Raw genomic sequence first — 20,543 nt, 5'->3', positions numbered from 1 at the left:
TTCGAGTTCGTTCCGAAGTCCGGCGTCCTGTCTGATATGAATGAGGATCTGATAGATTGCTATACGGCTATCGAACGTGACTTTCGTGGCTTGGAGGAAGAGTTGCGCGCGCTGTCAGTTTCAACCGCATAGTGGATCATGTCGTGGGGAATAATGCCCTGTTTCGGGCACTGGATCATCTCGAGGGGTAAGCCGCCGCGCTCGATCTGCAGATGATCGTACTTCCCGGTGCCTTTAGCAAACGTAAGACGCACCCATTGGTCTCCTTATGCCGAGAATCCAGCGACATCTGCCGCGCATCGGCAGATCGGCGGGTAAAAACTCCCACGATTGGACGCCTGGGTGGGCAATTCCCATTTCCAAAAGCGGACACCCGTTCAGCACGCTTATTCCCTTTCCTCCGTCTGCAACGTTAATTTCGGGCCAGCGAAAAGTCGTCGGCTGTCGGCGCCATGGGAGGGGCCGCTGCCCGCTAGAATCCCTCGGTAGGAGGGCAAATCCGCTCCTCCTGGTAAGGGGGCCGGACTACGCTTCAGCACCGTTATCGCAGCGGCGACCGTATAATTAATCATTTTGCTTCAGTCGGATTTATGGGCTGCGCGGTTACACGCCCCCCAAGGAATGAGGCAGAGCTTGTGAATCTTTCATGGTAACGTCTGGCGACAACCGCGCGCACCAGGGCATACTCATGCGCCTTGTCCGCGACCGGCGGGGCAACACGCTTGCGATGATGGCCGCGTTTCTCCTGCCGCTGCTGGGACTGGCCGGATCAGCGGTAGACGTCGCGCGTCTCTACGTCGTCAAGGCGCGCCTGCAGCAGGCGTGTGATGCAGGGGTCCTCGCCGGCCGCAAGTTCATGACGAGCACGGACAGCACGCTCGACGCGGTTGCCGTGACGCAAGCCAAAAACTTCTTTTCCAACAATTTTAAAACCGGTTGGATGGGAGGCAAAGACGTCACCTTCACGCCGACGAAAACCAGCGATAGCCAAGTCGCCGGCATTGCCGCGGCCACGGTGCCTATGACGCTGATGAAGATATTCAACATGTCCGACGTGACGATCGCGGTCAATTGTCAGGCGCGGTACGACGTTGCCGATACCGATGTCATGTTCGTGCTGGATACGACGGGCTCAATGGCGTGCCTGCCGGGCGGCCCTGACACCTGCGGGACCGGCACATATGCCTACACGCGCCCGACGAGCGGCGGCGTGCCGGGCTATGCCGGCAGCACCGGCTATGCGGTAAAGGAGCTGTTCTCCAACGGAAGCAACGCATCGCGCATTGACGCGCTTCGCAAAGCAGTCCTCAGCTTCTACGACGCATTCGCCGCCAACGCGGATCCGGCTACGAACGTCCGCTACGGTTTTGTTTCCTACAGTTCGGTCGTGAATGCGGGACAAGCGATCTTGGACGTCTCGCCAAGCTACCTTGTCGGCTCGGGGGGATCGTTTGATCAGCCAAACTACCAGTCACGGCATGTCTATGCGGACTATACGATATCGATCTCCGATACGCGCAACAACAAGACGCAAGAAAATTGCACCGCCCCACCAGTTCGTACCCCTTCAGCGGTGCTGACGTACAATCCATCGTCAAGCACCGCTACCAAAACCTACGACATATGGCGCACGCAGGGCGCGTTCAACTCGAATAGCTACTTTTGCTATACGCGTACCGAAACGCTTGGTCCGAAGTGGGAATATAAGAAGCTTCAATGGGATGTGAGCTCCTTGGTCAACGGCGCGTCGTCGATGACCGACCCCACCGCAGTCGACGGCTCCAAAACGCAGTGGCTCGGGTGCGTGGAAACGCCGGTCGAAACGCCCGGTCAGACGATTTTCGTAGCGGGCAGCCTGCCTTCCGACCTGGATCCCGACGCTAAACCGAGCGGGGCGACGCGGTGGTGGCCGCATATGCAGGACATCGAATATTGGCGAACTGCCGCCACCGATTACTCCAATGGGGACGACAACAACTCTCGTCCAAGCCTGGGTTCTCCAACATTGGCGCAGACCGGTTACTCCGCCTGCGGCAAGCCGGTGAAACGCCTAGGCGTGATGGCGCGCAGCGACGTCTACAATTATCTGTATGCGACCGATTTCGTGGCGCAGGGCGGCACCTACCACGATACGGGCATGATCTGGGGCAGTCGCCTGATTTCACCGACCGGCGCTTGGGCGAAGGACACCGCGACGTGGTCCGGTCGTAATCCGCCGAACCGGGTGATCGTGTTCCTTACCGACGGCGTCATGTCGCCAAACAGCAACTCCTATTCGATGTACGGCTATGAGGATTATGACAAGCGGGTTGCCAACGGCGACACCAGCAACCTGACGAGCTATCACAACGCCCGGTTCCTTGCCGCCTGCGCGGCCGCCAAGGCGCGCAAAGTCGATGTGTGGACGGTCGCGATCGCAACCAGCACATCGACGCCATTGCAAACCTGCGCGACGACGACGAACCAGGCGCTTTTCACCCCCACCGGCAACGGCCTGTCGGCAGCGTTTACGTCGATCGCTCAGCACCTTGCCATGCTGCGGATCACAAAGTGACGGCGCTCCTTCGCACGCGGTTGGCGAAAGATCGGCGCGGCGCGACGCTGATCGAGTTCGCTCTGGTGTGCCCGGTCATGCTGTTGATAATGATGGGCCTGGGCGATCTGCTTTACCAAGCCTATGCGCAGTCCATCCTCAACGGCGCCATTCAGAAAGCGGCACGGGATTCGACGATCGAGGGCGGCGCCAGCAACGCCGCTGCCATCGACGGACAGGTCATCACGCTGATGACGCCCTTGATGAAGAATCTAGCAAATAACTGCGCGGCTTCGGGGCCTACCGGTACGTGGTGTTCAACCCGCAAGAGCTACGACACCTTCAGCGAGGTAGCTCCCGAGCCGTTTACCGACACCAACAGCAACGGAGTTCGCGATCCGGGCGAATGCTACACCGACGTCAACGGCAACGGTGCGTGGGACGCCGATCCGGGCTTGAACGGCCAAGGCGGTGCGAGCGCGGTGACGTTGTACACTATGACGATCACCTATCCGCGGCTGTTCCCGGTAGCCGGGCTCATGAAATTGTCGCCGACGCAGACGATTACGGCAACCACGCTGCTGAAGAACCAGCCTTACGCAGGTCAAACTGTCAGCGCCAACGCAACGATATGCATATGATCAAGGGCAAATTACACAACTTCGCCTTACGGTTTCATCGCGACCGCGCTGGCTTGGCGCTGCTCGAGTTCGCTCTTTCTGCGCCGATCGTGCTACTGGTCGGATGCTACGGCGTCGAATTGGCGAATCTCGCAATAATCAACATGCGCGTCAGCCAGATCGCGTTGAATCTCGCCGACAACGCTTCCCGCGTCGGAGCCTATAGTAACCTGGCGACGCAGCAGCTTCGCGAAGTCGATGTGAACGATATCCTTCAGGCGGCGCGGTACCAGGGTGCAAACATCAGTCTGACCGCGAACGGGCGGATCACGCTGTCGAGCCTCGAAAACGTCGCGCAAAGTTATGACACGCAACCGGTACAGCGCATCCACTGGCAGCGGTGTATCGGAGCCCGAGGCGGGGCGAGCTTCAACGGTCAATTCAAAGCCAACGTCGCGACGACAGCCGGCAGTTCGGCTGACGAGGCTGACAAGGGCTACGACCTTCCGCTGGGCATCAGCGACAACGGCTCAACCCCCATCATGGCGCCGGGCGGTGCTGGCGTGATGTATGTCGAGATAAACTATCGCACGAAGCCACTGTTCGGTACGTGGCTCACGTCCCCGCAGTCGATCCACTATATCGCGTCGTTTGTGGTGCGCGACCGCCGAGATTATTCCAAAATCTGGAATCCCGAACCGGCCTCTACGCCATCGACCTGCAACCTCTATACACCGTGACCCTATGCTGTTGCGGATACCCGGATCTGGCGTGGTACGTCATGTCGAAGAGGTCGAGGCCGCCGTGCAGATCGAGGTCGATTCCAGACGGATGCCCTTACCAGCTCGGTGGCGTGGGCGAGCGGCTGCGCGATCGTTAGTCATGCAGCGACCAACGGTGCAGTGCGGAGTTCGTCAGGATAAAGCGGAGTTTCATGGCGAACGCCCGAGTTCGGGCGTGGCGGGATGGGCGAAAGGCGCATTTCGCTAGCGTCGTGGAAGCGGCAATCGCGCTATGGAATTGCTGGCGGGAGAACCGTCGGTATGTTCGCCATATCCGGGTTGGTTCTCTGCGGCCAATCGATACCAGTTGCCCTGTCGACGGACTGCTTGACCGGTATGGGCGCGCTGTCGTTCAGACGCTCCCCCGACGGTATTTCGAGTGGCAAAGTCCGAATGACGTCTGCGAGGGCGGGGTGCGGGAGACGGTCGGCGAGGATCGGCGAGCCGGCGAGCAGGCCGTTGGGGCAGTAGCGATCGTCGTCCCAGCCGGGATGGTCGAGGATGGGGTAGAGGCACACGCCCTCGACGGGTACGCCGAGCGACTGGGCGATCTTCACCTCGCGCAGGATCATGCGGAGCCAGGCGGGGCGGGCGCTGCCTTCGATGCCGGTTTCGGCGATGAAGATCGGGCGGCCGTAGCGGGCATAGGCGTCGGCAAGGATCGCGTGGAGCGGGCGGCCTAAGGGGTGATCGTACGCCAACGGCGGGCCGCCGTGGATCCACTGGTTGTTGTGGTAGAAGTTGACGCCGACGATATCCAGCAATGGCGCGCGGCCGCCGATCTGGGGCCATGCTTTCCCCGCGATCATGTCCCACGCCTGGTATTGTGCGAGGCGGTGACCTTCGGCGGCGGGGGCGTCGTTGGGGCGGGCGGGGTCGGTGATGACGTTGATGACCGGGTCGGCGTGGACGAACCTTGCGGCGGAGTCGACCGCGAGAATCGCCTCCATCGCGGCGATCGAGGCGCGGGCGAGTTGGACCTTGAGTTCGTAGCCCCGGCCGCGCGCGAACGGGTTGAGATAGGCTGCGTCGCCGCCTCCCCAGGCGAAGAACGAGATCTCGTTGACGGGGGCGTAGAAACGCGTCTCGCCGGGCGCGGCCGGGCCGATATGGCGCGCGGCGGCGGCGGCGAAGGCGGCGAAGCGCGTGACGAAGGCGGGCGTCCAGATGTCGATGTCGTCGGGCCAGCCGTAATGGAGCAGGTCCCAGATGACTTCGGTGCCTATCGACTTGGCGGCTTCCAGCTGGCGATCGAGGCTGGACCAGTCGTAGATGCCGGGTTCGCGTTCGATCAGATGCCAGCGCAGGCCTTCGCGGACGTTCAGGATGCCGAGCTTGGCGAGTTCATTGTAGTCATGCGCGGCGAGGGCGTCGTGATGGCTGGCGGCGATGACGTCGACGCGCTTGCGGTCGTGCGCGCGGCGGTGCGTAGAGGATTCGAAGCCGCCTTGCAGGAAGCTCCGGAAGAGTCCGGTCGGGCGAGGTAGGGGCGGTCGGTCGGTAAGGACTTCGGCGAATAGGGATTCCCAGCGGGGGACGACCGCGGCGACTGCATATTCGCTGTCGACCTTGGCGCGGAGGGCGGTGCCGAGGCGGGTTCGGAGTGCCGGGTCTTCGAGCAGTCTGGTGATCGCGGCGGCAACTGCGGGCGGGTGTTCGTGGGGCACGAATAGACCGCTGACCCCGTCGACTATCTGTTGTTCCGAGCCGTTGTCGCGCGTTGCTATAACGGGGAGGCGTGCGGCGCCGGCTTCGGCGATCACGTGCGGCATGCCTTCACCGCGCGAGAGCCAGACGAAGATGTCGAGTGCGGCGAGCAGGTCGGGCACGTCGTCGCGGTCGCCGAGGAAGGTCAGGGCGGTGTCGAGGCCGAGCGCATGCGCGCGGTTGCGGAGGGCGGCGGCATATTCGGGGATGAAGGCGTCCGGTCCGCCGATCACGACGAAGCGGGCGCGGGGCTGGCGGGCGTGGACGAGCGCGGCGGCTTCGATGAAGTCTTCGACGCGCTTCTTGGGGTCGAGCCTGCCTAGCCAGCCGATCAGCGGTACGTCTTCGGCGATCCCTAGCGTCGCACGGACCGGCGCGCGGCGGGCGGGGTCGAAGGCGCGCGTGTCGACCATCGAGGGGATCTCGATCGCGTGCTGTTCGCGGCCGGGCATGCGGCTGGCGGCGGCGTCGCGGATCGAGGCGCAGACGCCGACATAGCGCGCGGTGAAATGCTTGGGGCCGGCGAGCGCTTCGGAGACGAGGCCGCCATGCTCGATCAACGGCGGGCGGAGGTGCATGCGTTCGAGCGCGGGATAGATGTCCGCGACGTTCTGGCACGAGACGACGACGTCGTAGGCGGGCAGCTTGCTCGCGAGGTAGGCGACGGTTTCGTCGAAACCAAGCGCGTAGGGCGTGCGGTCGACGGGGACGTCGATCGCTTCGAGTTGCGCGTGCGTCTGCTCGGGCATGCCGTCTTTCCGGAAGCAGGCGACGACTTCGATCCGGTAGCGCGTCGGGTCGAGCGCCTGGGCGAGCAGGCGCACTTCCGTCTCCTCGCCGCCGACGACGAGCCAGGCGAAGACAAACAGGATGCGGATCGGTCGGGCGTCGGCAGTGAGTGCGGTGCTCAATCGCCGACCTTGAAGACGATCTGGAGGAATTCGGGTCGCTCGCCGACCAGCTTTGCGATGAACTTGGGAGCGTCGTCATAGGGGACGACGTGGGTGATGAGCTGCGCGCGGATCTCCGGGCCACGCGCGAGCAGCAGCTTCACCGTTTCGTTGGCGAGGCGGCGGCGGTCCCATTGGAAGCCGAGCCCGCGGGGGACGCGGTTGATCTGCGCGCAGCGGAGGGTGAGGCCGTTGTGGTGGAACTCCTCTCCGAGCCGGAGCCGGTCTGCGCCGCCCTGGTAGAAGGCGAGGTCGATTACCGTGCCTTGCGGTCTCAGCGCGCGCATCGCGGCGTGGAGGCTGGCGGCGTCGGCGCGGGTCTGGAACACGACGTCCGCGCCGCGATCGTCGCCGCCGTGGAGCCAGCGTGCCTTGACGTAGGCCCAGGCCTGGTCCTCGGTCATCGCAGTAATGCCGAGGCATTCCGCGCGCAGGCGGCGGAAGGGGGAGGGGTCGGCGATCACGACTTCGCTCGCGCCCGCAGCCTGCGCGAACAGGGCCGTTAGCATGCCGACGATGCCTGCGCCGATCACCAAAGCGGGGCGGCCGCGGATGCCGTCGCCTAGGTTGACGACGTTGGGTCCGAGTAGTTCGGCGTCTGCGTGAAGGATACCGTTGGCGGCGATCGGGCCCATCTGGCCGATATAGATGCCGAGGATCGGATCGAGCTCGGACGGGAGCTTGGTCAGCAGGTCGTTGAACGGGTCCGCGGTGTGGCCTGTCTTGTGCCCGAACACCGTGCCGACGACATCGCCGTTGGTGAAATCGTCGACCCGGCTGTCGCTGACGCGCGCGCACTCCATGTACCCGAGGAACGGCACCGGATAGTGCGCGCTCGGCTCGCCGGGGACGAACACGCCGCGGCCTGCGTCCCAGCGCGAGTGGAGATACGGGTTGCTGTTCTTGACGAAGGTGAGCTCGGTGCCGGCGGAAAACCCGGTGTAGAGCAGGTCGAGCCGGACCTGACCGTCACCCGGGGGCGCTTCGTCATAGCCGAAGAAATAGGCCTGGCCGGGACGTTCGACGCCGAGCGAGCGGACGTGGCGCCACTCAGACATGCGCCACCTCCTTGGTTGCCTCCCGCTCGCGGACGTCGATCGCGCGGCCTTCGACGGCGGAGCGTTCGATCGCCAGCGCGAGGCGGAGCGTTTCGAGCGCGGCGGGGTAGGGGCAACGGATGCGGTTCTCGCCGCCGCGGACCGCGTCGATGAAGTCGCGATCCTCGAGCACGACCGGATCGCTGCCGGTGCCGCGGACCGGGCGGCCGCGGCCGATGTCGATCATCACGTCGCGGTCGGTCAGTTCGATCGCGAGGCCTTCGCCGAACAGGTGCAGGCCGACGCGGTGGTTCCAGTTGAGCAAGCAGGTCGATGCGAAGTTGGCGATCGCACCGCTCGCGAAGGTGAGCATCGCGGTGCTGGTGGTGGCGACGTCGAGGCCGGGGAAAGCGGCGCGGTCGATGTGGCCCGACTGGCCGTAGACGCGGACGACGTCGCCGACGAGGTAGCGCGCGAGATCGACCAAGTGCGTCGTCTGTTCGAGCATCTGGCCGCCCGATGCGTCCTTCTTCCACCACCAGCGCGGCGGCGGCGTGGAGTCGAGCCAATAGCCAGAGAGGAGGCGTGCGGGGGTCGTCGAGAGCAGCGCCTTCACCTCGTCGACCGTGTCGAGGTAGCGCCAGTGATAGCCGACTGCGGTGACGAGGCCGAGCCGGTCGACTGCGGCTGCGACATCCTCCGCGGTGCCGAGGTCGAGCGCGACGGGCTTCTCGACGAAGAACGGAAGCTTGTGCTCGATCGCGAGGCGTTCGGGTTCACCATGTGCGAACGGGGGCACGCAGATGTAGAGCGCGTCGAGGTCGACCGCCGCTAGCATTGCGGCGGCATCGTCGAACGCGCGCGCACCGAAGCGGGCGGCGGCTTCGGTCGCGCGCGCCATGTCGACGTCGGCGACCGCGACGATCGCGACGTCGTCGAACTGCTCCAGCACGCCGAAATGGCGATTGGCGATGCCGCCCGCGCCGATGAACCCGATCCGTGTCCGCTCCACGCCGTCTCCCTTTGTGTTTTGGTCTTGCACGGCGGCGTAGACCGCGCGCGTTTCGGCTATCATGCGATAGGCCGAGAATAGGTCCTGCTGGCGCTCGATCGCGGCGCCGGCCATCGTTTTAAGGCTGTCGCGGTCGGCTAGCAGCGTGACGACCGCATCGGCGAAACTGGCCGGGTCCGCAGCGGTGAGGCGACCGGTGACGCCGTCCTCGATCGCTTCGGCATTGCCGGGTGCGACGGTGGCGACGACGGGCAGGCCGGCGGCCATCGCCTCGAGCGCGACCAGCGGTAGGCCTTCGAATGCGGAGGGCAGGACGAGCAGGTCGGCGAGTGTCATCAGGTCGGCGACATCGCTGCGGGTGCCGAGCATGCGGACTGTGCCGGCCAGGCCTTTCGCTGCGATCGCTCGTGCAGTCTGGGTGAGGAGGGGCCCTTCGCCGGCGAGCAGCACGATCACGTCTGGATGCGCGGCGCGGATCGCGGGCAGCGCGTCGAGCAGGAGTACGTGGCCCTTTTGCTCGGCGAAGCGTGCGACCATCAGGAGGACGGGGCCATTGCCGATGCCCCATTCGCTGCGAAGAGCTTCGCGGGAGCGTGAGGGTTTGTGTGCGCCGACGCCGTTGTGGATCGTCGCGACGAGGGCTGGATCGATACCGGCTGCGCGGTGGCTCTCGCCGACCGCGTCCGAGACGCAGATCAGGCGTGCGAGCGCGGTCGAGGAGTCGCGGTGCTCGTCGCGCTGGGCGGGGTCGGTGAGGAGGTAGGGGAGGTGTTCGGTGCGGATCACGGGGACGCCGGCGGCATGCGCGGCGCGGACGGCGGCGTGGCCTTCCCAGCCTATGCCGGCATGGACGTGGACGATGTCGGGCGCGGCGCGGTCGAGCCAGCGGGCGAGGTTTGCATCGTCGTCGAGCGCTTTGACTGCGTAACCCTTGGCGGCGGCGTGTTCGAGCAGGCCGGTGCCGGGACGCGCGGCGAGGACGATATCGTCTCCGCCCAATCCTTCGGCGAGCGTCATCATGTGCGCGCCGACGCCGGACGGGGCAAGGCTGTCGGTCAGCAGGCAGATACGGGTCATTCGGCGGCCATCACGGGGGTTTCGAGGACGGCAGATTTCGCGATCATGCGGCGGTAGGTGGCGAGCGCCTGGCCGACGACCTGGTCCATATTGTAATAGCGATACGTCGCGAGCCGGCCGACGAAGGTCACGCCCTCCTCCGCATCGGCGAGTGCCTCGTAGCGTTTGAAGAGCGCCTGGTTCTCGGGGCGGGGGATCGGGTAATACGGGTCGCCCTCCGCGCTCGGGAATTCGTAGCTGATGCTGGTCTTTGCGTGGAGTTGGCCGGTGAGGTGCTTGTATTCGGTGATGCGCGTCTGCGGCACGGCTTCGTCCGGGTAGTTGACGACCGCGACTGGCTGGAACTGCGCGACGTCGTGCGTCTCGTGGCGGAACTGGAGGCTGCGATAGGGCAGCTTGCCGAAGCGGAAGTCGAAATATTCGTCGATCGGGCCGGTGAAGACGATGTGGTCGACGTCGATGCGGTCGATCACGTCGCGATATTCCACGCCGAGATCGAGCGTGATGCCGGGGTGATCGAGCATCGCTTCGAACATCCGGGTGTAGCCGTTCGCTGGCATCGCCTGGAAGGTGTCGGTGAAATAGCGATCGTCGGTCGAGGTGCGCGTCGGCACGCGGGCGGTAACGGCGCGGTCGAGCTCGGACGGGTCGAGGCCCCATTGCTTCCGCGTGTAGCCGCGGAAGAACGTCTCGTAGAGATCGCGGCCGACCGCGGCGACGACGACGTCCTCGGAGGTGCGGATGTCCTCGACCGATTCCGCGCGGCTGGCGAGGAAGGCTGCGGCTTCCGCGTCGTCCTCGAGCGACAGGCCGTAGAGGTCGTTGAGCGTGGTCCGGTTGATCGGCATCGGCACGAGCTTGTCGTCGACGTTTGCCAGCACTCTGTGTTCGTAGGGGCGCCACTCGGTGAAGCGCGACAGATAGTCGAACACGTCGGCTGAATTGGTGTGGAAGATGTGCGGGCCGTAGCGGTGGATCAGCACGCCCGCCGCGTCGTGTTCATCATACGCGTTGCCGCCGATGTGCGGGCGGCGATCAACCATCAGGACGCGCTGACCGCTGTCGCTCGCGAGACGTTCGGCGAGGACCGCGCCGGCGAACCCTGCGCCGACGATCAGTGTGTCGTAACGTTCGCGTTTCGGCGCGGCACGGAAAGTGCGTTTCGCGCGGAGTACGCGGTCGATCTCGGTGGCCATGGCGGTTTGCGTGCGGTCCCAGGATTGCGTGGCGAGCAGGCGGTCGGCTTCATCGCGCCAGGCGCCTTCGCGGGGGAGGGCGAGCGCGGCGTCGCAGGCGGCGACGAACGCGGGCACGTCGGCGGCGATCGTCACAGCCTCTGCGTCGCCGTAATGGCGGATCACATCGACGATCGGCGTCGAGACGACGGGCAGGCCGCCGGCGAGATATTCGGGGGTCTTGGTCGGGCTGATGAAGCGCGTCGCGGCGTTGATCGCGAACGGCATCAGCGCGACGTCCCAGCCGGAGAGATAGGCGGGGAGTTCGTTGTAGCCGCGTCCGCCGAGCCAGTGGATATTGGCGCGACGTGGCAAATGCGCGGAGTCGATCTTCACGACTGGCCCGATCATCACGAACGACCAATCGGGGCGCTCAGCGGCGACGGCGTCGAGCAGCGCCAGGTCGATGCGCTCGTCGATGACGCCGAAGAAACCGAGCTTCGGGCTGGGGATGTGGCGCTGGTCTTCGGGTTCGACATTGCCGGCACGCGCCTGCGCGAAATGTGCAACGTCGACGGCCGAGGGGAAGGCGTGGACATCGCGGTGGCGGTCGCGCTTCGCTTCGTACAGGCTGTAGCCGCCAGTGAAGACGAGGTCGGCGCGCGCGAGCAAGCGGGCTTCGCGGTCGAGCAACGCGGGGTCGGCGAACCGGAACGCGGACAGTTCGTCCATGCAGTCGTAGACGATTGCGGCAGCGTCCAGATGCTCGGCGAACGGGAGCATCATCGGCGTGTAGAACCAGAGGACGGGCTTCGCGCGAATGCTCGTCGCGACCAGCATGTCGAGCAGTTGCCGCAAGCCTGCCTCGACCTGTTCGGCATTCCACCAATGCGGGAGGCGCGGGCGCAGTGCGATCACGTTGTCGGCGGGAAACGGGTGGTGTTCGAGGAATGGGAGCGGATGGTCGCAGGGAATGTGTTCTTCCCAGACGAACACGCTCTGGGTTTGCGCGAACCGCTTCATCAGATGCTGCGGGCGCTGCGTGACGAAATCCCAGCGGAGATGCGAGAAGCAGATCAGCGGCGGCGGGGCAGCATCGTCGATCGTGGCGAGGCTGGGGGTAGGTCCGATACCGTGCACGCTCTTCCAATCCGCAAGTCCGCGTTTATCCGCGTTGTTGGTCGAACCTAAGCCCGCGTCTCAACGCTGACTATGCAAATGTAATTGCTTTGCATCATGTATTTGCTCGATAATTGCCCCCAAGCGCGCAACACTGTGCGGCCAGGTCCAGCGGTCCAATACGGCTCGGCGAGGCCGGAATTCAGCGTAGGTTTCGCGCAGTGTCAGGATCGCATCGGCAAACCCGGTCGTCGAAGCGGTCATGCCGGTCTCGGGCAGGATAAACTGCAATCCGCAGCGTAATTCCGCATTGGCGAGCACGGGCAGGCCGGCGAGCATGTATTCGGTCAGGATCGCAGGGGCGCCGTCGTCGATGCCGCAGACGACGCCGAACCTGGCGCGGTTCATCAGGCGGTTGACCTCTTCGATAGGTACACCGGGCGGCCCGACAAACTCGATCGAGAGGGTCTGATCGCGCGCGCGTTGGCGGAGCGCGTTGGCATCCTCGCCGTATCCGAACACGCAGAGCGCGCGCACGTCGCGCGGCAGTTGCGCGAGCGCGTCGAACAGGATGTCATGGCGCTTATACGGCTGCGCGGCGGCGACGTAGATCAGGTCGACGTCCTGGGGCGTCCCGAGCGGGCGGAACTGGTCGATCGCGGCGAACTCTGGACCGACCGGCAGGATCGTCGTGCGCATGCCGGGGTGGCGGGCCTCGACCTCGTCCGATTGCCACTGCGCGCCGGTGAGGACGAGATCGAAATGTTGGCTGATTTCCGACGGTACGCGCAGCGAAGGCGCGTCGATCGAATTGTATAGGATGATGCTGTTCGCACAAAGCGCGAGGAGTTCGGGCGCGACGCCAAGCCCCAGCACAACGAGGATGTGCGGCGCACCGAACGTCTGCACGAAGTCGACCATTTGCAAAGAGGTGAAAGGGGCGCGTTCGTCGTCTATCCGGAATGCGCGACGCGCCATGACCGCGTTGTCCCTACGGAATGGTGGCTCGGCCTCACCGCGCCAGTGATGCCAGATCTCGGCCTGATCGACGATGCCGGCAGCGACCAGCGCGAGGGGTAGCCGCTCGAGATACCCGCCCGTCACGTCCGCGGGGGCAAGATCGCCGGTCCATGGCTGGCTGGCCGGATCGATTGCGTGCATCGGAAACAGGGAGGATGACGGGCGGTCTTGCTCGGGATGCCGGCCATCGACCCAGTCGCTGATGACGGCGACCGATCGCCGAGCCGTCAACGGTGCCGCCATCTGTGACCTCTCCCTCATCGACGGTATCAAGGACCGTTGGTTGCCTGATGCGAAGGTGAGATGGTGCCCGGTCCGATCAGGGCCGGGCACACATCGAATACTGCGGGACCGTCTGGCGGCCCGCCAATCAGTCCTTCGCGCTGCCCGGCTCGGCCATCTTCCGATGCTGTTCGGCGAGCACCGAACCCGGGATGACGTTGGCGAGCACGCCCTGGACCTTCGTCATGAAACCCGAGAAGACCGACGCCTTCCCGCTCATCAGCGCATCCCAGCCATCCTTGGCGACATCGGCCGGATCGCGCTTGTTCGGATCCGTGCCGACCGACGTGTCGTTCATGTCGGCGCGGTCGAAGAATTCGGTGTCGACCGGCCCGGGCATCAACGTCGTCAGCGTGACGCCGTCCGCGTCCTTGATCTCGTTGCGCAGGGCCTCGGTGAAGCTGTCGATGAACGCCTTCGAGCCGTTGTAGACCGCCTGGAACGCGCCAGGGATGTAGCCTGCGACGGACCCCGTCACGAGCACCTTGCCGTCGTTACGCGCGACCATCGCCGGCATCACCTTCTGAAGAAGGTACAGCGTGCCGGTGATGTTGGTGTCGATCACGTTGCGCCAGTCGTCGACATTCTGGTCGAGGAAGCCGTGGCCAAGCCCGTGGCCCGCATTGGCGCACAGCACGTCCACTTTTCGCCCGTTGGTTGCCGCGAGCAGCGCATCGACACCCTCGATCGTCGACAGGTCCGCCTCGACCGCGGCGACCTCGGTGCCGAACTGCTTGAAGTCGGCGGCGGCGGACTGGATCAGCGCTTCGTTGGCGACGACGAGGATGTCGTAGCCGTCTTTCGCCGCGAGCGTGGCGAGTTCGAAACCGATGCCCGTCGAGGCGCCGGTGATGATCGCGAATTTATCGGCCATGTCGTGTTCCTTCTTCACCACTCCCCGGAAGGGAGGGGCAGGGGTGGGTCGGTTCGGGGCGGGGGCTGCGATTTACCTGCGAGCCAACCCACCCCCAGCCCCTCCCTTTCAGGGAGGGGAGCAAAGTCAATTGAAGCCGGGCTTGAGCACGACCTTGGTCACTTCGTTCTGGTTGTTCTTGAACATGTCATAGCCCTTGGGCGCGTCCTCCAGGTCCATCCGGTGCGAGATCAGGAAGGTCGTGTCGATCTTGCCCTCCATGATCGCGTTGAGCAGCGCGGGCATGTAATGCTGGACGTGCGTCTGGCCGGTCTTGAGCGTCAGCCCCTTCTCCATCAGCGCACCGAGCGGGAACTTGTCGATGAACCCACCATAGACCGCCGGCATCGACACGCGCCCGCCCTTGCGACAGGCGATGATCGCCTGGCGGATCGAATGTGCACGATCGGTGCCGAGGAAGGTCGACGCCTTGATCTGGTCGAGCACGTTGTCGACGAAGAAGCCGTGTGCCTCGAGGCCGACGCTGTCGATCACCGCATCGGGACCGATCCCGCCGGTCATCACCATCAGCGCCTCGTAGACCGCGCTTTCCTCGTAATTGATCGTCTCGGCGCCGAACTTCTTGGCGAGGTCGAGGCGATGCGGGAAATGGTCGATCGCGATGACGCGCTCGGCGCCCATCAGGAACGCCGACTGCACCGCGAACAGCCCGACCGGGCCGCAGCCCCAGACCGCGACGGTGTCGCCGGGCTCGATCTGCGCATTCTCCGCCGCCATCCAGCCGGTCGGCAGGATGTCGGAGAGGAACAGCACCTTCTCGTCGTCGACGCCGTCCGGAATGACGATCGGCCCGACATCGCTGAACGGCACGCGGACATATTCCGCCTGACCGCCCGCATAGCCGCCGGTCATGTGGCTGTAGCCGAACAGACCCGACATCGGCTGGCCGTATAGCTCCTGTGCAATGTCCTGGTTGTCGGCGGGCAGGCCGTTGTCGCACGCCGAATATTGATGCTTGCCGCAATGATAGCAGCTGCCGCACGCGATCGTGAACGGCACGACGACCTTCTGCCCCTTCTTCAACGTCGACTTGGCGCCGACCTCGACGACTTCGCCCATGAATTCGTGGCCGAGGATGTCGCCGGCCTGCATCGTCGGGATATAGCCGTCGTACAGATGCAGGTCGGAACCGCAGATCGCGGTCGCGGTGACCTTGATGATACAGTCGCGGGGGTTGACGATCTCGGGATCGTCGACGGTATCGACGCGAACGTCGTGCTTACCGTGCCATGCCAAAGCGCGCATCAGGCCATCTCCTCTTCGCGTTGCTTGCGGTTCATCGCCGCGGTCGCGATCTCGCCGGTTTCCATCAATTGCTTGAAACGGCGCAGGTCGCGTCGTGCCTGGATCGCGGGCTCCCGCTGGAACATCTTGGCGATCAGCTTGCCGACGATACCCGCAGGGGGATCATAGGCGATGGTCGCCATGACGACGGTGCCGCGTGCACCCGCATCGCGAAACTCGACCCGACCACTGTTGGCGACATCGGCGCCGGGTTCGGACGTCCAGGCGATGACGCTGTCCTGTGTCTCCTCGGTCACGACCGCATCCCATTCGACCGTCTTGCCGGCTGGTGCCTTCACCACCCAATGCGACCGCGTGTCGCTCAGAATGTCGATCCGTTCGACGTTTTCCATGAACGTCGGCAAATTGGCGAAGTCGCGGAAATACGCGAACACCTCGGCAACAGGCCGGTTGATAGTGACCGCGCGCGCAACGATCGCATCGTCTTTACGCTCTGAAACAGCCGCCGCCCCGAGAGAATCGCCGTGTTTCCACGTGCTTGGCGGCGCGTCGTCGCTATGTGGCTTGGTATCGTCCATGTCGGATCTCCTGTCGGTTGCGTGCGGCGCCAGGTTCTGGCGGCGGCGCTGGCCGGCGTGCAGGTGCAGCTGCCGGCCGTCGCGCGTCGATCACATCGTGGAAAGTTCTGTGATGTGGGTCTGCACCACCGGCGCAATCGAGGCCGCGACAGTCTTGAGCGGCGCCGCCGTTCCGGCTTGCGCATAGGTCTGGTGCAGAGCCAGCGCACGCTGATGCGCGGCCTTCTGCTGCTCGATGTACAACCGGTCGCGTGCGGTCCCGGTGGTTGCGCGCAAGGCCGCGACGTTTTTCGTACCCATAGCGTCGAGCTTGGGCGGCGCGGGGTGCAGGCCGGCGCGCATCGCCGCAGCCTTCACATCCGCGGTCGACTTGGTGTGATCGGTGACCATCATCGTTGCGAACGACCGCAGCTTGGCGTCCTTGGTCGAGGCGAGCAGCAATCGGCTGGACTGGATTTCATACTGATCGCCGGCACCCGCCTTCGTTACATAGGTCGGCGCGGCCATCGGTGCCTGCGCGACGGCCGCGACGGTGGGCAGTGCGATCATGGCTGCGAGCGTAAGAAGCTTTGTCATGACATTCTCCTGGGGGCTGCGGCGCGTTCGACCCACCGCTACAAACCGAACCGGCACGGATGGGCAATGTTCCAGCGATCCTGGCCATCTCAATCTGGATCAATGAGTTTGCTATCTCGGCCGAGATACTGCGCGAATATCGTGATCTGGTAGCTCGGTCAGGATTTGGGGGGGAGGTCAGCTGCCGTAATTCCGCCCGGCCATTGCAATACTTTGATGCGCGGCTCGCGATAATCTGGCTCGCCCAGACCTTGCCCTTCGCCCGCGGGCCTATGACCCCAACCGCACGACCACCATGCGCTTTAGAACGTCCACATCCGGGTATTCGGTTTCAGCTCCCGTCGAAGGCCCAGCGCAACGTTTTCGCCATTTGTCGTGCACCGGACCGGACGACCGGTTTCATGAATATCGGCGAAGCCTTCAGACCATGCATCCGACGTGCCCAGTTCGGGAGAAGGTCCACCGCCGCCTGCGCGACGATCCGTTGCAGCGGTATCGCCAGAGGGTTGCTCGGTGTCTGATCAAGGACCAACTGCGCCACCTCGCGCGTGCGGCCGTCTGCGACCAGCGCCGGCTGCATGGTGCGAAGCGCCTGATGCGTGCTTGCCCGGTTCCGCGGGAGAGCGTCGGCACCCAGTGCGGCGCCTATGGTGGCAAACTGGGCATAATAGAGATCCTCCTGCGCGGGTGTGAGGGGACGATCCCCATAGTGTTGCCAGGCAGCCAGGAAGGACCACGCCTCGGATATGTGAACCCACGCCAGTAAGGTTGGGTCGTCGGCGCGGTAGGACGTACCGTCCAGAAGCGTGCCGCCGATGTGCGCGTGCACCGCGCGGACTCGCGCTATCGCTGCCTCGGCCTCGGTCCGCTCACCATAGGTAGTCGCAGCGATGAATCGGGCAGTGCGCCGCAGCCGGCCGAGCATGTCGGTTCGGAAATTCGAATGGTCCCAGACGCCTGCCAGAACTGCAGGATGCAGCATCTGAAGCAGCAGCGCGGTCACGCCGCCGACCATCATGCTGACAACATCGCCGTGCACGCGCCAGATCATCGAGTCGGGCGGAAACAACGCATCATCGCTGCGCGTCACCGGTTTTTCTCCGCGTGCCTGATCGTTAAACAGCGTCCGCACCTGTCTGACGATGCTGCTCTTGGTCTGGTCTCGGATCGATAATGGCCTGGCGTTCATGCAGCTACGAACGCCCGAGCCTGTATTAAGCAACGGCGCATGGGTCGTCGATATGCTCGGGTGAACTGCGCAGCCGCAGGCGCTGTCGAGCAAGGTCGCGGCATAGCCTCCATGGACCGGGCCGACCGGATCGAGGGCCCTGCGAGACGACGAGCCTTCGAAGACCACGCGACCGCTCTCGCGCGACCAAGGCGAACTCCAGCGTGTCGCCGATCGGTGGAGTGCGGTTGGCCGCCGTCAATACCGCCAACTGGCCGTGGCCACCGGACATCCCTGGTCGGGGTTCTCACGATGCAGCGGAGACTTCTTCGCGGTCACCGCCCGCTCAGCGGACATGGACGGTATCGGACGCATGCTGGACGGTTGCGGCACCGGCAATCGGAACGACCTGGGTATGGTGGGCATCGAGGCTTTGATCGATGGCGGTGGACAAACCGGTCCAAATATCGTGCGCGCGGCAGCCGCTCTCGGCGTCGACGCTGGTCATGCTGGCGTGGTCGTGAGTGCGAACCGGGGTAGCAACCCCGACCGTCCCAGACGACAGCGCGGTGTCGACGGCGTATGTTACCTGCAATCGGTAAAGCTGGCGGCGTAAGCCTCCGCCTGTCCCGCGGGCCGGCTCCGGTCAGCTCGTGGGGTAGTGATATCGCTGACTGTCTTGCCGCGTGTCACGCAGCGCGACGAAGCGAGCAGCGTTGGTCCTCGACAGCGGCATGACCGAGGCGGACGAGTGCGGCAAGCGTTGCGGATATACGGGGTTCGGCCTTAGATCCCTGCGAGTGGCGTCGAGCTATGTCGGCGCTCGTGAGCGCGATGCCACCGCGCAGGTCTGCCAGAACGGCGGCGGTCTGGCCGATCGGTTCGCGCGGGAAGACGGGCTTCTTCGCCAAGGCCTGCGGCAACAACGCCTCGATTTGCACGGACTTGGCGGTGACGGGCAGCGCGGTCAGGCCCGCCTTGGCGATCTGATAGTCGAGGCGCAGCCAGCGGACCTTGCCCGCCTGTTCCTCGGCATGGCGCTCGGCGTTGAGCGTGACGAGGCGCGTGACGATCTGCTCGTCGGTCAGGGCGATACCGCGAACTGAAAGATGTTCCACTTGCTCTAAGGGAACACGCGCCCGAGCCGATGCGCAGTGGCGATGAAGCATTATCTCAGATGCGCCATCTGATCGCGGGAATCTTGGCTGAACACGGTTGATCCGAACCGTGTTGCCGTTCGGGCGTCATGGCGGTCCGTCGCCATCATGGACGTGGGTCGCCGTGCAGAAGAATGACGCGGTAACGATGCGCGCAATCAGCACTTGGCAAGGTGCTCGAGAAAGTTCTTCAGCTCAAGTCTACGGCTTTCCTCGTTCGCAAAACGGTAATCGACGCCAAGTGCCCAAAGTGCCGTTGTTCGGCTCGGGTCATGCTGCAGTACATCGAGTTGATCGGCGCGGCGTTCGACATCATCCACCGTCTCGGCCAGCCCGGCATCGACGATCTCCGAGGCCTGGCGACGGAGCGCCGCCGCAATCTCACCGGGCGCCAATTCCGGATGATACTGGACACCCCAGAAGATCCCGCCGTCATGCCGTATCTCGACTGCCTGTACGTTGCTGACCGCGTTGCTGGCCAGCAGCGTTGACCCACTTGGCAGCGACTCCACCTCGTCGCCATGGATTGCGGGCGCGTCCCAGCAAGGCTCCCGCCCGCGCAGGAGTGGGTGACTGCGGCCCTCTTCGGTCGGGGCGATGCGGCGCGAAATCCCCGCCTCCATCCGCTCCATCTTGCGGACTGTCCCGCCCGCGGCGGCGACGGCGAGTTGCAACCCGGCACACGAGCCGAACGATGGCGTTCCGGAGGCAAAGACGCCCTTCATGAAGGCCAACTGCCGCCGAACTTCCGGGCTGTCGTCATACACGTGCAGGGGCGCGCCGGTGACGAACACGGCGTCGTATCGCGCCAGATCAGATGGGGTGGGCGGCGTGGCATCTGCGTCCGCCGGCGCGACGATCGTGATGTCTGCGTCCGGCCGCAGCTGCCTGAGAGTGGCGGCGTAGCTTTCGCCCGAGCTCTTGCCTGCATGCTTGCGCCGCTGGTCACGTTCGGTTGCTGTTTCGCTTTCGGCTACCAGGAATTTGGGCAAAGGACGTCCTTGTGAATTGCGCCGAGCCCAAACGCACGGGAGAGCGCATGGGCCCGCGCCCGTAACACGGTATTCGCGGCGGGCGGCAGCAGCATCAGTGCCGCGTCTTGCCGGTGTCGGCGACAGCGTTCAGGCAATCGGCAAGTGCCTCTGACTGGCGCAGTTGGATAGGATCGTCCGGCGGCGGCGTCTGCATCCCCGAAGCGACGAATTGGTATGTGCCATCTGCCCATGGTCGTCGTGACGACGCTGGAGCCGCCATTGGCTGATACTCACGAACGACGTGCCGGCGTGACGATCGGGCAACTCGGCTCTGGTGCGTTCATTTGGCGATACGATCCTCCCTGCTGGGATGCAGAAAGGACTATGGCCAGCACGTGTCCCGCCGCGGCGAGTTCGGCCCGCTGGCGGCGCCGCTCGCCGGAATCAATGGCAAGGTGCTGCTGCCGATCGGCGACACGCCCGGCGTGCGTGCGATGTTCGCCGCGTTTCACAGTACCGAGGCCAACACGTAGACAGTCGGCGCCAGGGCTGCCGTGCTCAGCTTGGTATTTCGAACGTTATTGCTCGCGCTGTCTC

Annotated in this window: 17 protein-coding genes; 4 read left to right on the top strand and 13 right to left on the bottom strand. The window is 64.6% G+C overall.

Going from position 1 to position 20,543, the window contains the following annotated elements:
• Positions 1-688 precede the first annotated feature (688 nt).
• The 3 genes from O6Y00_RS06555 to O6Y00_RS06545 are packed head-to-tail and all read left to right on the top strand — an operon-like array spanning position 689 to position 3,893.
• Positions 689-2,554 (top strand): TadE/TadG family type IV pilus assembly protein, encoded by a 1,866-nt coding sequence (locus O6Y00_RS06555; protein ID WP_353441794.1) that lies wholly within the window; start codon positions 689-691, stop codon positions 2,552-2,554.
• Entirely contained in the window at positions 2,551-3,174 is a 624-nt protein-coding gene (locus O6Y00_RS06550; protein WP_353441793.1) for a TadE/TadG family type IV pilus assembly protein, read from the top strand. The genes O6Y00_RS06555 and O6Y00_RS06550 overlap by 4 nt, the downstream gene beginning before the upstream one ends.
• Positions 3,171-3,893, top strand: coding sequence for a TadE/TadG family type IV pilus assembly protein (locus O6Y00_RS06545; protein WP_353441792.1), 723 nt, complete (start codon positions 3,171-3,173; stop codon positions 3,891-3,893). The genes O6Y00_RS06550 and O6Y00_RS06545 overlap by 4 nt, the downstream gene beginning before the upstream one ends.
• Before the next feature lie 272 nt (positions 3,894-4,165).
• Here O6Y00_RS06545 and O6Y00_RS06540 read toward each other — a convergent pair whose 3' ends face one another.
• From O6Y00_RS06540 to O6Y00_RS06480, 13 genes are all read right to left on the bottom strand, one after another.
• Complete coding sequence (locus tag O6Y00_RS06540; protein ID WP_353441791.1) at positions 4,166-6,553, bottom strand: glycosyltransferase family 4 protein; 2,388 nt, start codon at positions 6,551-6,553, stop codon at positions 4,166-4,168.
• The gene (locus tag O6Y00_RS06535) at positions 6,550-7,650 is read right to left on the bottom strand and encodes a zinc-dependent alcohol dehydrogenase (protein ID WP_353441790.1); all 1,101 of its coding nucleotides are present in this window, start codon (positions 7,648-7,650) and stop codon (positions 6,550-6,552) included. The genes O6Y00_RS06540 and O6Y00_RS06535 overlap by 4 nt, the downstream gene beginning before the upstream one ends.
• The gene (locus O6Y00_RS06530; protein ID WP_353441789.1) at positions 7,643-9,718 is read right to left on the bottom strand and encodes a glycosyltransferase; all 2,076 of its coding nucleotides are present in this window, start codon (positions 9,716-9,718) and stop codon (positions 7,643-7,645) included. Before O6Y00_RS06530 ends, O6Y00_RS06535 begins: the two co-directional genes overlap by 8 nt.
• Complete coding sequence (glf, locus tag O6Y00_RS06525; protein ID WP_435368595.1) at positions 9,715-11,916, bottom strand: UDP-galactopyranose mutase; 2,202 nt, start codon at positions 11,914-11,916, stop codon at positions 9,715-9,717. The genes O6Y00_RS06530 and glf overlap by 4 nt, the downstream gene beginning before the upstream one ends.
• Before the next feature lie 177 nt (positions 11,917-12,093).
• The gene (locus O6Y00_RS06520) at positions 12,094-13,275 is read right to left on the bottom strand and encodes a glycosyltransferase family 4 protein (RefSeq protein WP_353441787.1); all 1,182 of its coding nucleotides are present in this window, start codon (positions 13,273-13,275) and stop codon (positions 12,094-12,096) included.
• Between the two features lie 127 nt (positions 13,276-13,402).
• Positions 13,403-14,188: an SDR family NAD(P)-dependent oxidoreductase gene (locus O6Y00_RS06515; protein WP_353441786.1), complete on the bottom strand. Its 786-nt coding sequence runs from the start codon at positions 14,186-14,188 to the stop codon at positions 13,403-13,405.
• A 126-nt stretch (positions 14,189-14,314) separates the two neighbouring features.
• Positions 14,315-15,493, bottom strand: coding sequence for a zinc-dependent alcohol dehydrogenase (locus tag O6Y00_RS06510; protein ID WP_353441785.1), 1,179 nt, complete (start codon positions 15,491-15,493; stop codon positions 14,315-14,317).
• On the bottom strand, positions 15,493-16,071 hold the full coding sequence (locus O6Y00_RS06505) for an SRPBCC family protein (protein WP_353441784.1): 579 nt from the start codon (positions 16,069-16,071) through the stop codon (positions 15,493-15,495). Before O6Y00_RS06505 ends, O6Y00_RS06510 begins: the two co-directional genes overlap by 1 nt.
• A 90-nt stretch (positions 16,072-16,161) precedes the next feature.
• Entirely contained in the window at positions 16,162-16,647 is a 486-nt protein-coding gene (locus tag O6Y00_RS06500) for a DUF4142 domain-containing protein (protein ID WP_353441783.1), read from the bottom strand.
• A 331-nt stretch (positions 16,648-16,978) separates the two neighbouring features.
• Positions 16,979-17,929 (bottom strand): oxygenase MpaB family protein, encoded by a 951-nt coding sequence (locus tag O6Y00_RS06495; protein ID WP_353441782.1) that lies wholly within the window; start codon positions 17,927-17,929, stop codon positions 16,979-16,981.
• Between the two features lie 232 nt (positions 17,930-18,161).
• Entirely contained in the window at positions 18,162-18,323 is a 162-nt protein-coding gene (locus tag O6Y00_RS06490; RefSeq protein ID WP_353441781.1) for a hypothetical protein, read from the bottom strand.
• A gap of 181 nt (positions 18,324-18,504) precedes the next feature.
• Complete coding sequence (locus tag O6Y00_RS06485) at positions 18,505-18,933, bottom strand: hypothetical protein (protein WP_353441780.1); 429 nt, start codon at positions 18,931-18,933, stop codon at positions 18,505-18,507.
• A 197-nt stretch (positions 18,934-19,130) separates the two neighbouring features.
• A complete protein-coding gene (locus O6Y00_RS06480) occupies positions 19,131-19,964 on the bottom strand; it encodes a type 1 glutamine amidotransferase (RefSeq protein WP_353441779.1) in 834 nt (277 codons plus the stop codon).
• A gap of 326 nt (positions 19,965-20,290) precedes the next feature.
• On the opposite strand from O6Y00_RS06480, the gene O6Y00_RS06475 reads away from it, so the two are divergent.
• On the top strand, positions 20,291-20,479 hold the full coding sequence (locus O6Y00_RS06475; protein ID WP_353441778.1) for a hypothetical protein: 189 nt from the start codon (positions 20,291-20,293) through the stop codon (positions 20,477-20,479).
• The last annotated feature ends 64 nt before the right edge of the window (positions 20,480-20,543 follow it).

The organism is Sphingomonas faeni (assembly GCF_040407565.1).
Lineage (GTDB): Bacteria > Pseudomonadota > Alphaproteobacteria > Sphingomonadales > Sphingomonadaceae > Sphingomonas > Sphingomonas faeni_F.
This window is presented reverse-complemented; position numbering and strand designations above follow the sequence as displayed.

What these genes read in the sequence shown, in the direction of transcription:
- O6Y00_RS06555 (WP_353441794.1), top strand. Translation starts at nt 689, where the DNA reads ATGCGCCTTGTCCGCGACCGGCGGGGCAACACGCTTGCGATGATGGCC.
- O6Y00_RS06545 (WP_353441792.1), top strand. Translation starts at nt 3,171, where the DNA reads ATGATCAAGGGCAAATTACACAACTTCGCCTTACGGTTTCATCGCGAC.
- O6Y00_RS06535 (WP_353441790.1), bottom strand. Translation starts at nt 7,650, where the DNA reads ATGTCTGAGTGGCGCCACGTCCGCTCGCTCGGCGTCGAACGTCCCGGC.
- O6Y00_RS06530 (WP_353441789.1), bottom strand. Translation starts at nt 9,718, where the DNA reads ATGACCCGTATCTGCCTGCTGACCGACAGCCTTGCCCCGTCCGGCGTC.
- glf (WP_435368595.1), bottom strand. Translation starts at nt 11,916, where the DNA reads ATGAAGCGGTTCGCGCAAACCCAGAGCGTGTTCGTCTGGGAAGAACAC.
- O6Y00_RS06520 (WP_353441787.1), bottom strand. Translation starts at nt 13,275, where the DNA reads ATGGCGGCACCGTTGACGGCTCGGCGATCGGTCGCCGTCATCAGCGAC.
- O6Y00_RS06515 (WP_353441786.1), bottom strand. Translation starts at nt 14,188, where the DNA reads ATGGCCGATAAATTCGCGATCATCACCGGCGCCTCGACGGGCATCGGT.
- O6Y00_RS06510 (WP_353441785.1), bottom strand. Translation starts at nt 15,493, where the DNA reads ATGCGCGCTTTGGCATGGCACGGTAAGCACGACGTTCGCGTCGATACC.
- O6Y00_RS06505 (WP_353441784.1), bottom strand. Translation starts at nt 16,071, where the DNA reads ATGGACGATACCAAGCCACATAGCGACGACGCGCCGCCAAGCACGTGG.
- O6Y00_RS06500 (WP_353441783.1), bottom strand. Translation starts at nt 16,647, where the DNA reads ATGACAAAGCTTCTTACGCTCGCAGCCATGATCGCACTGCCCACCGTC.
- O6Y00_RS06490 (WP_353441781.1), bottom strand. Translation starts at nt 18,323, where the DNA reads ATGACCAGCGTCGACGCCGAGAGCGGCTGCCGCGCGCACGATATTTGG.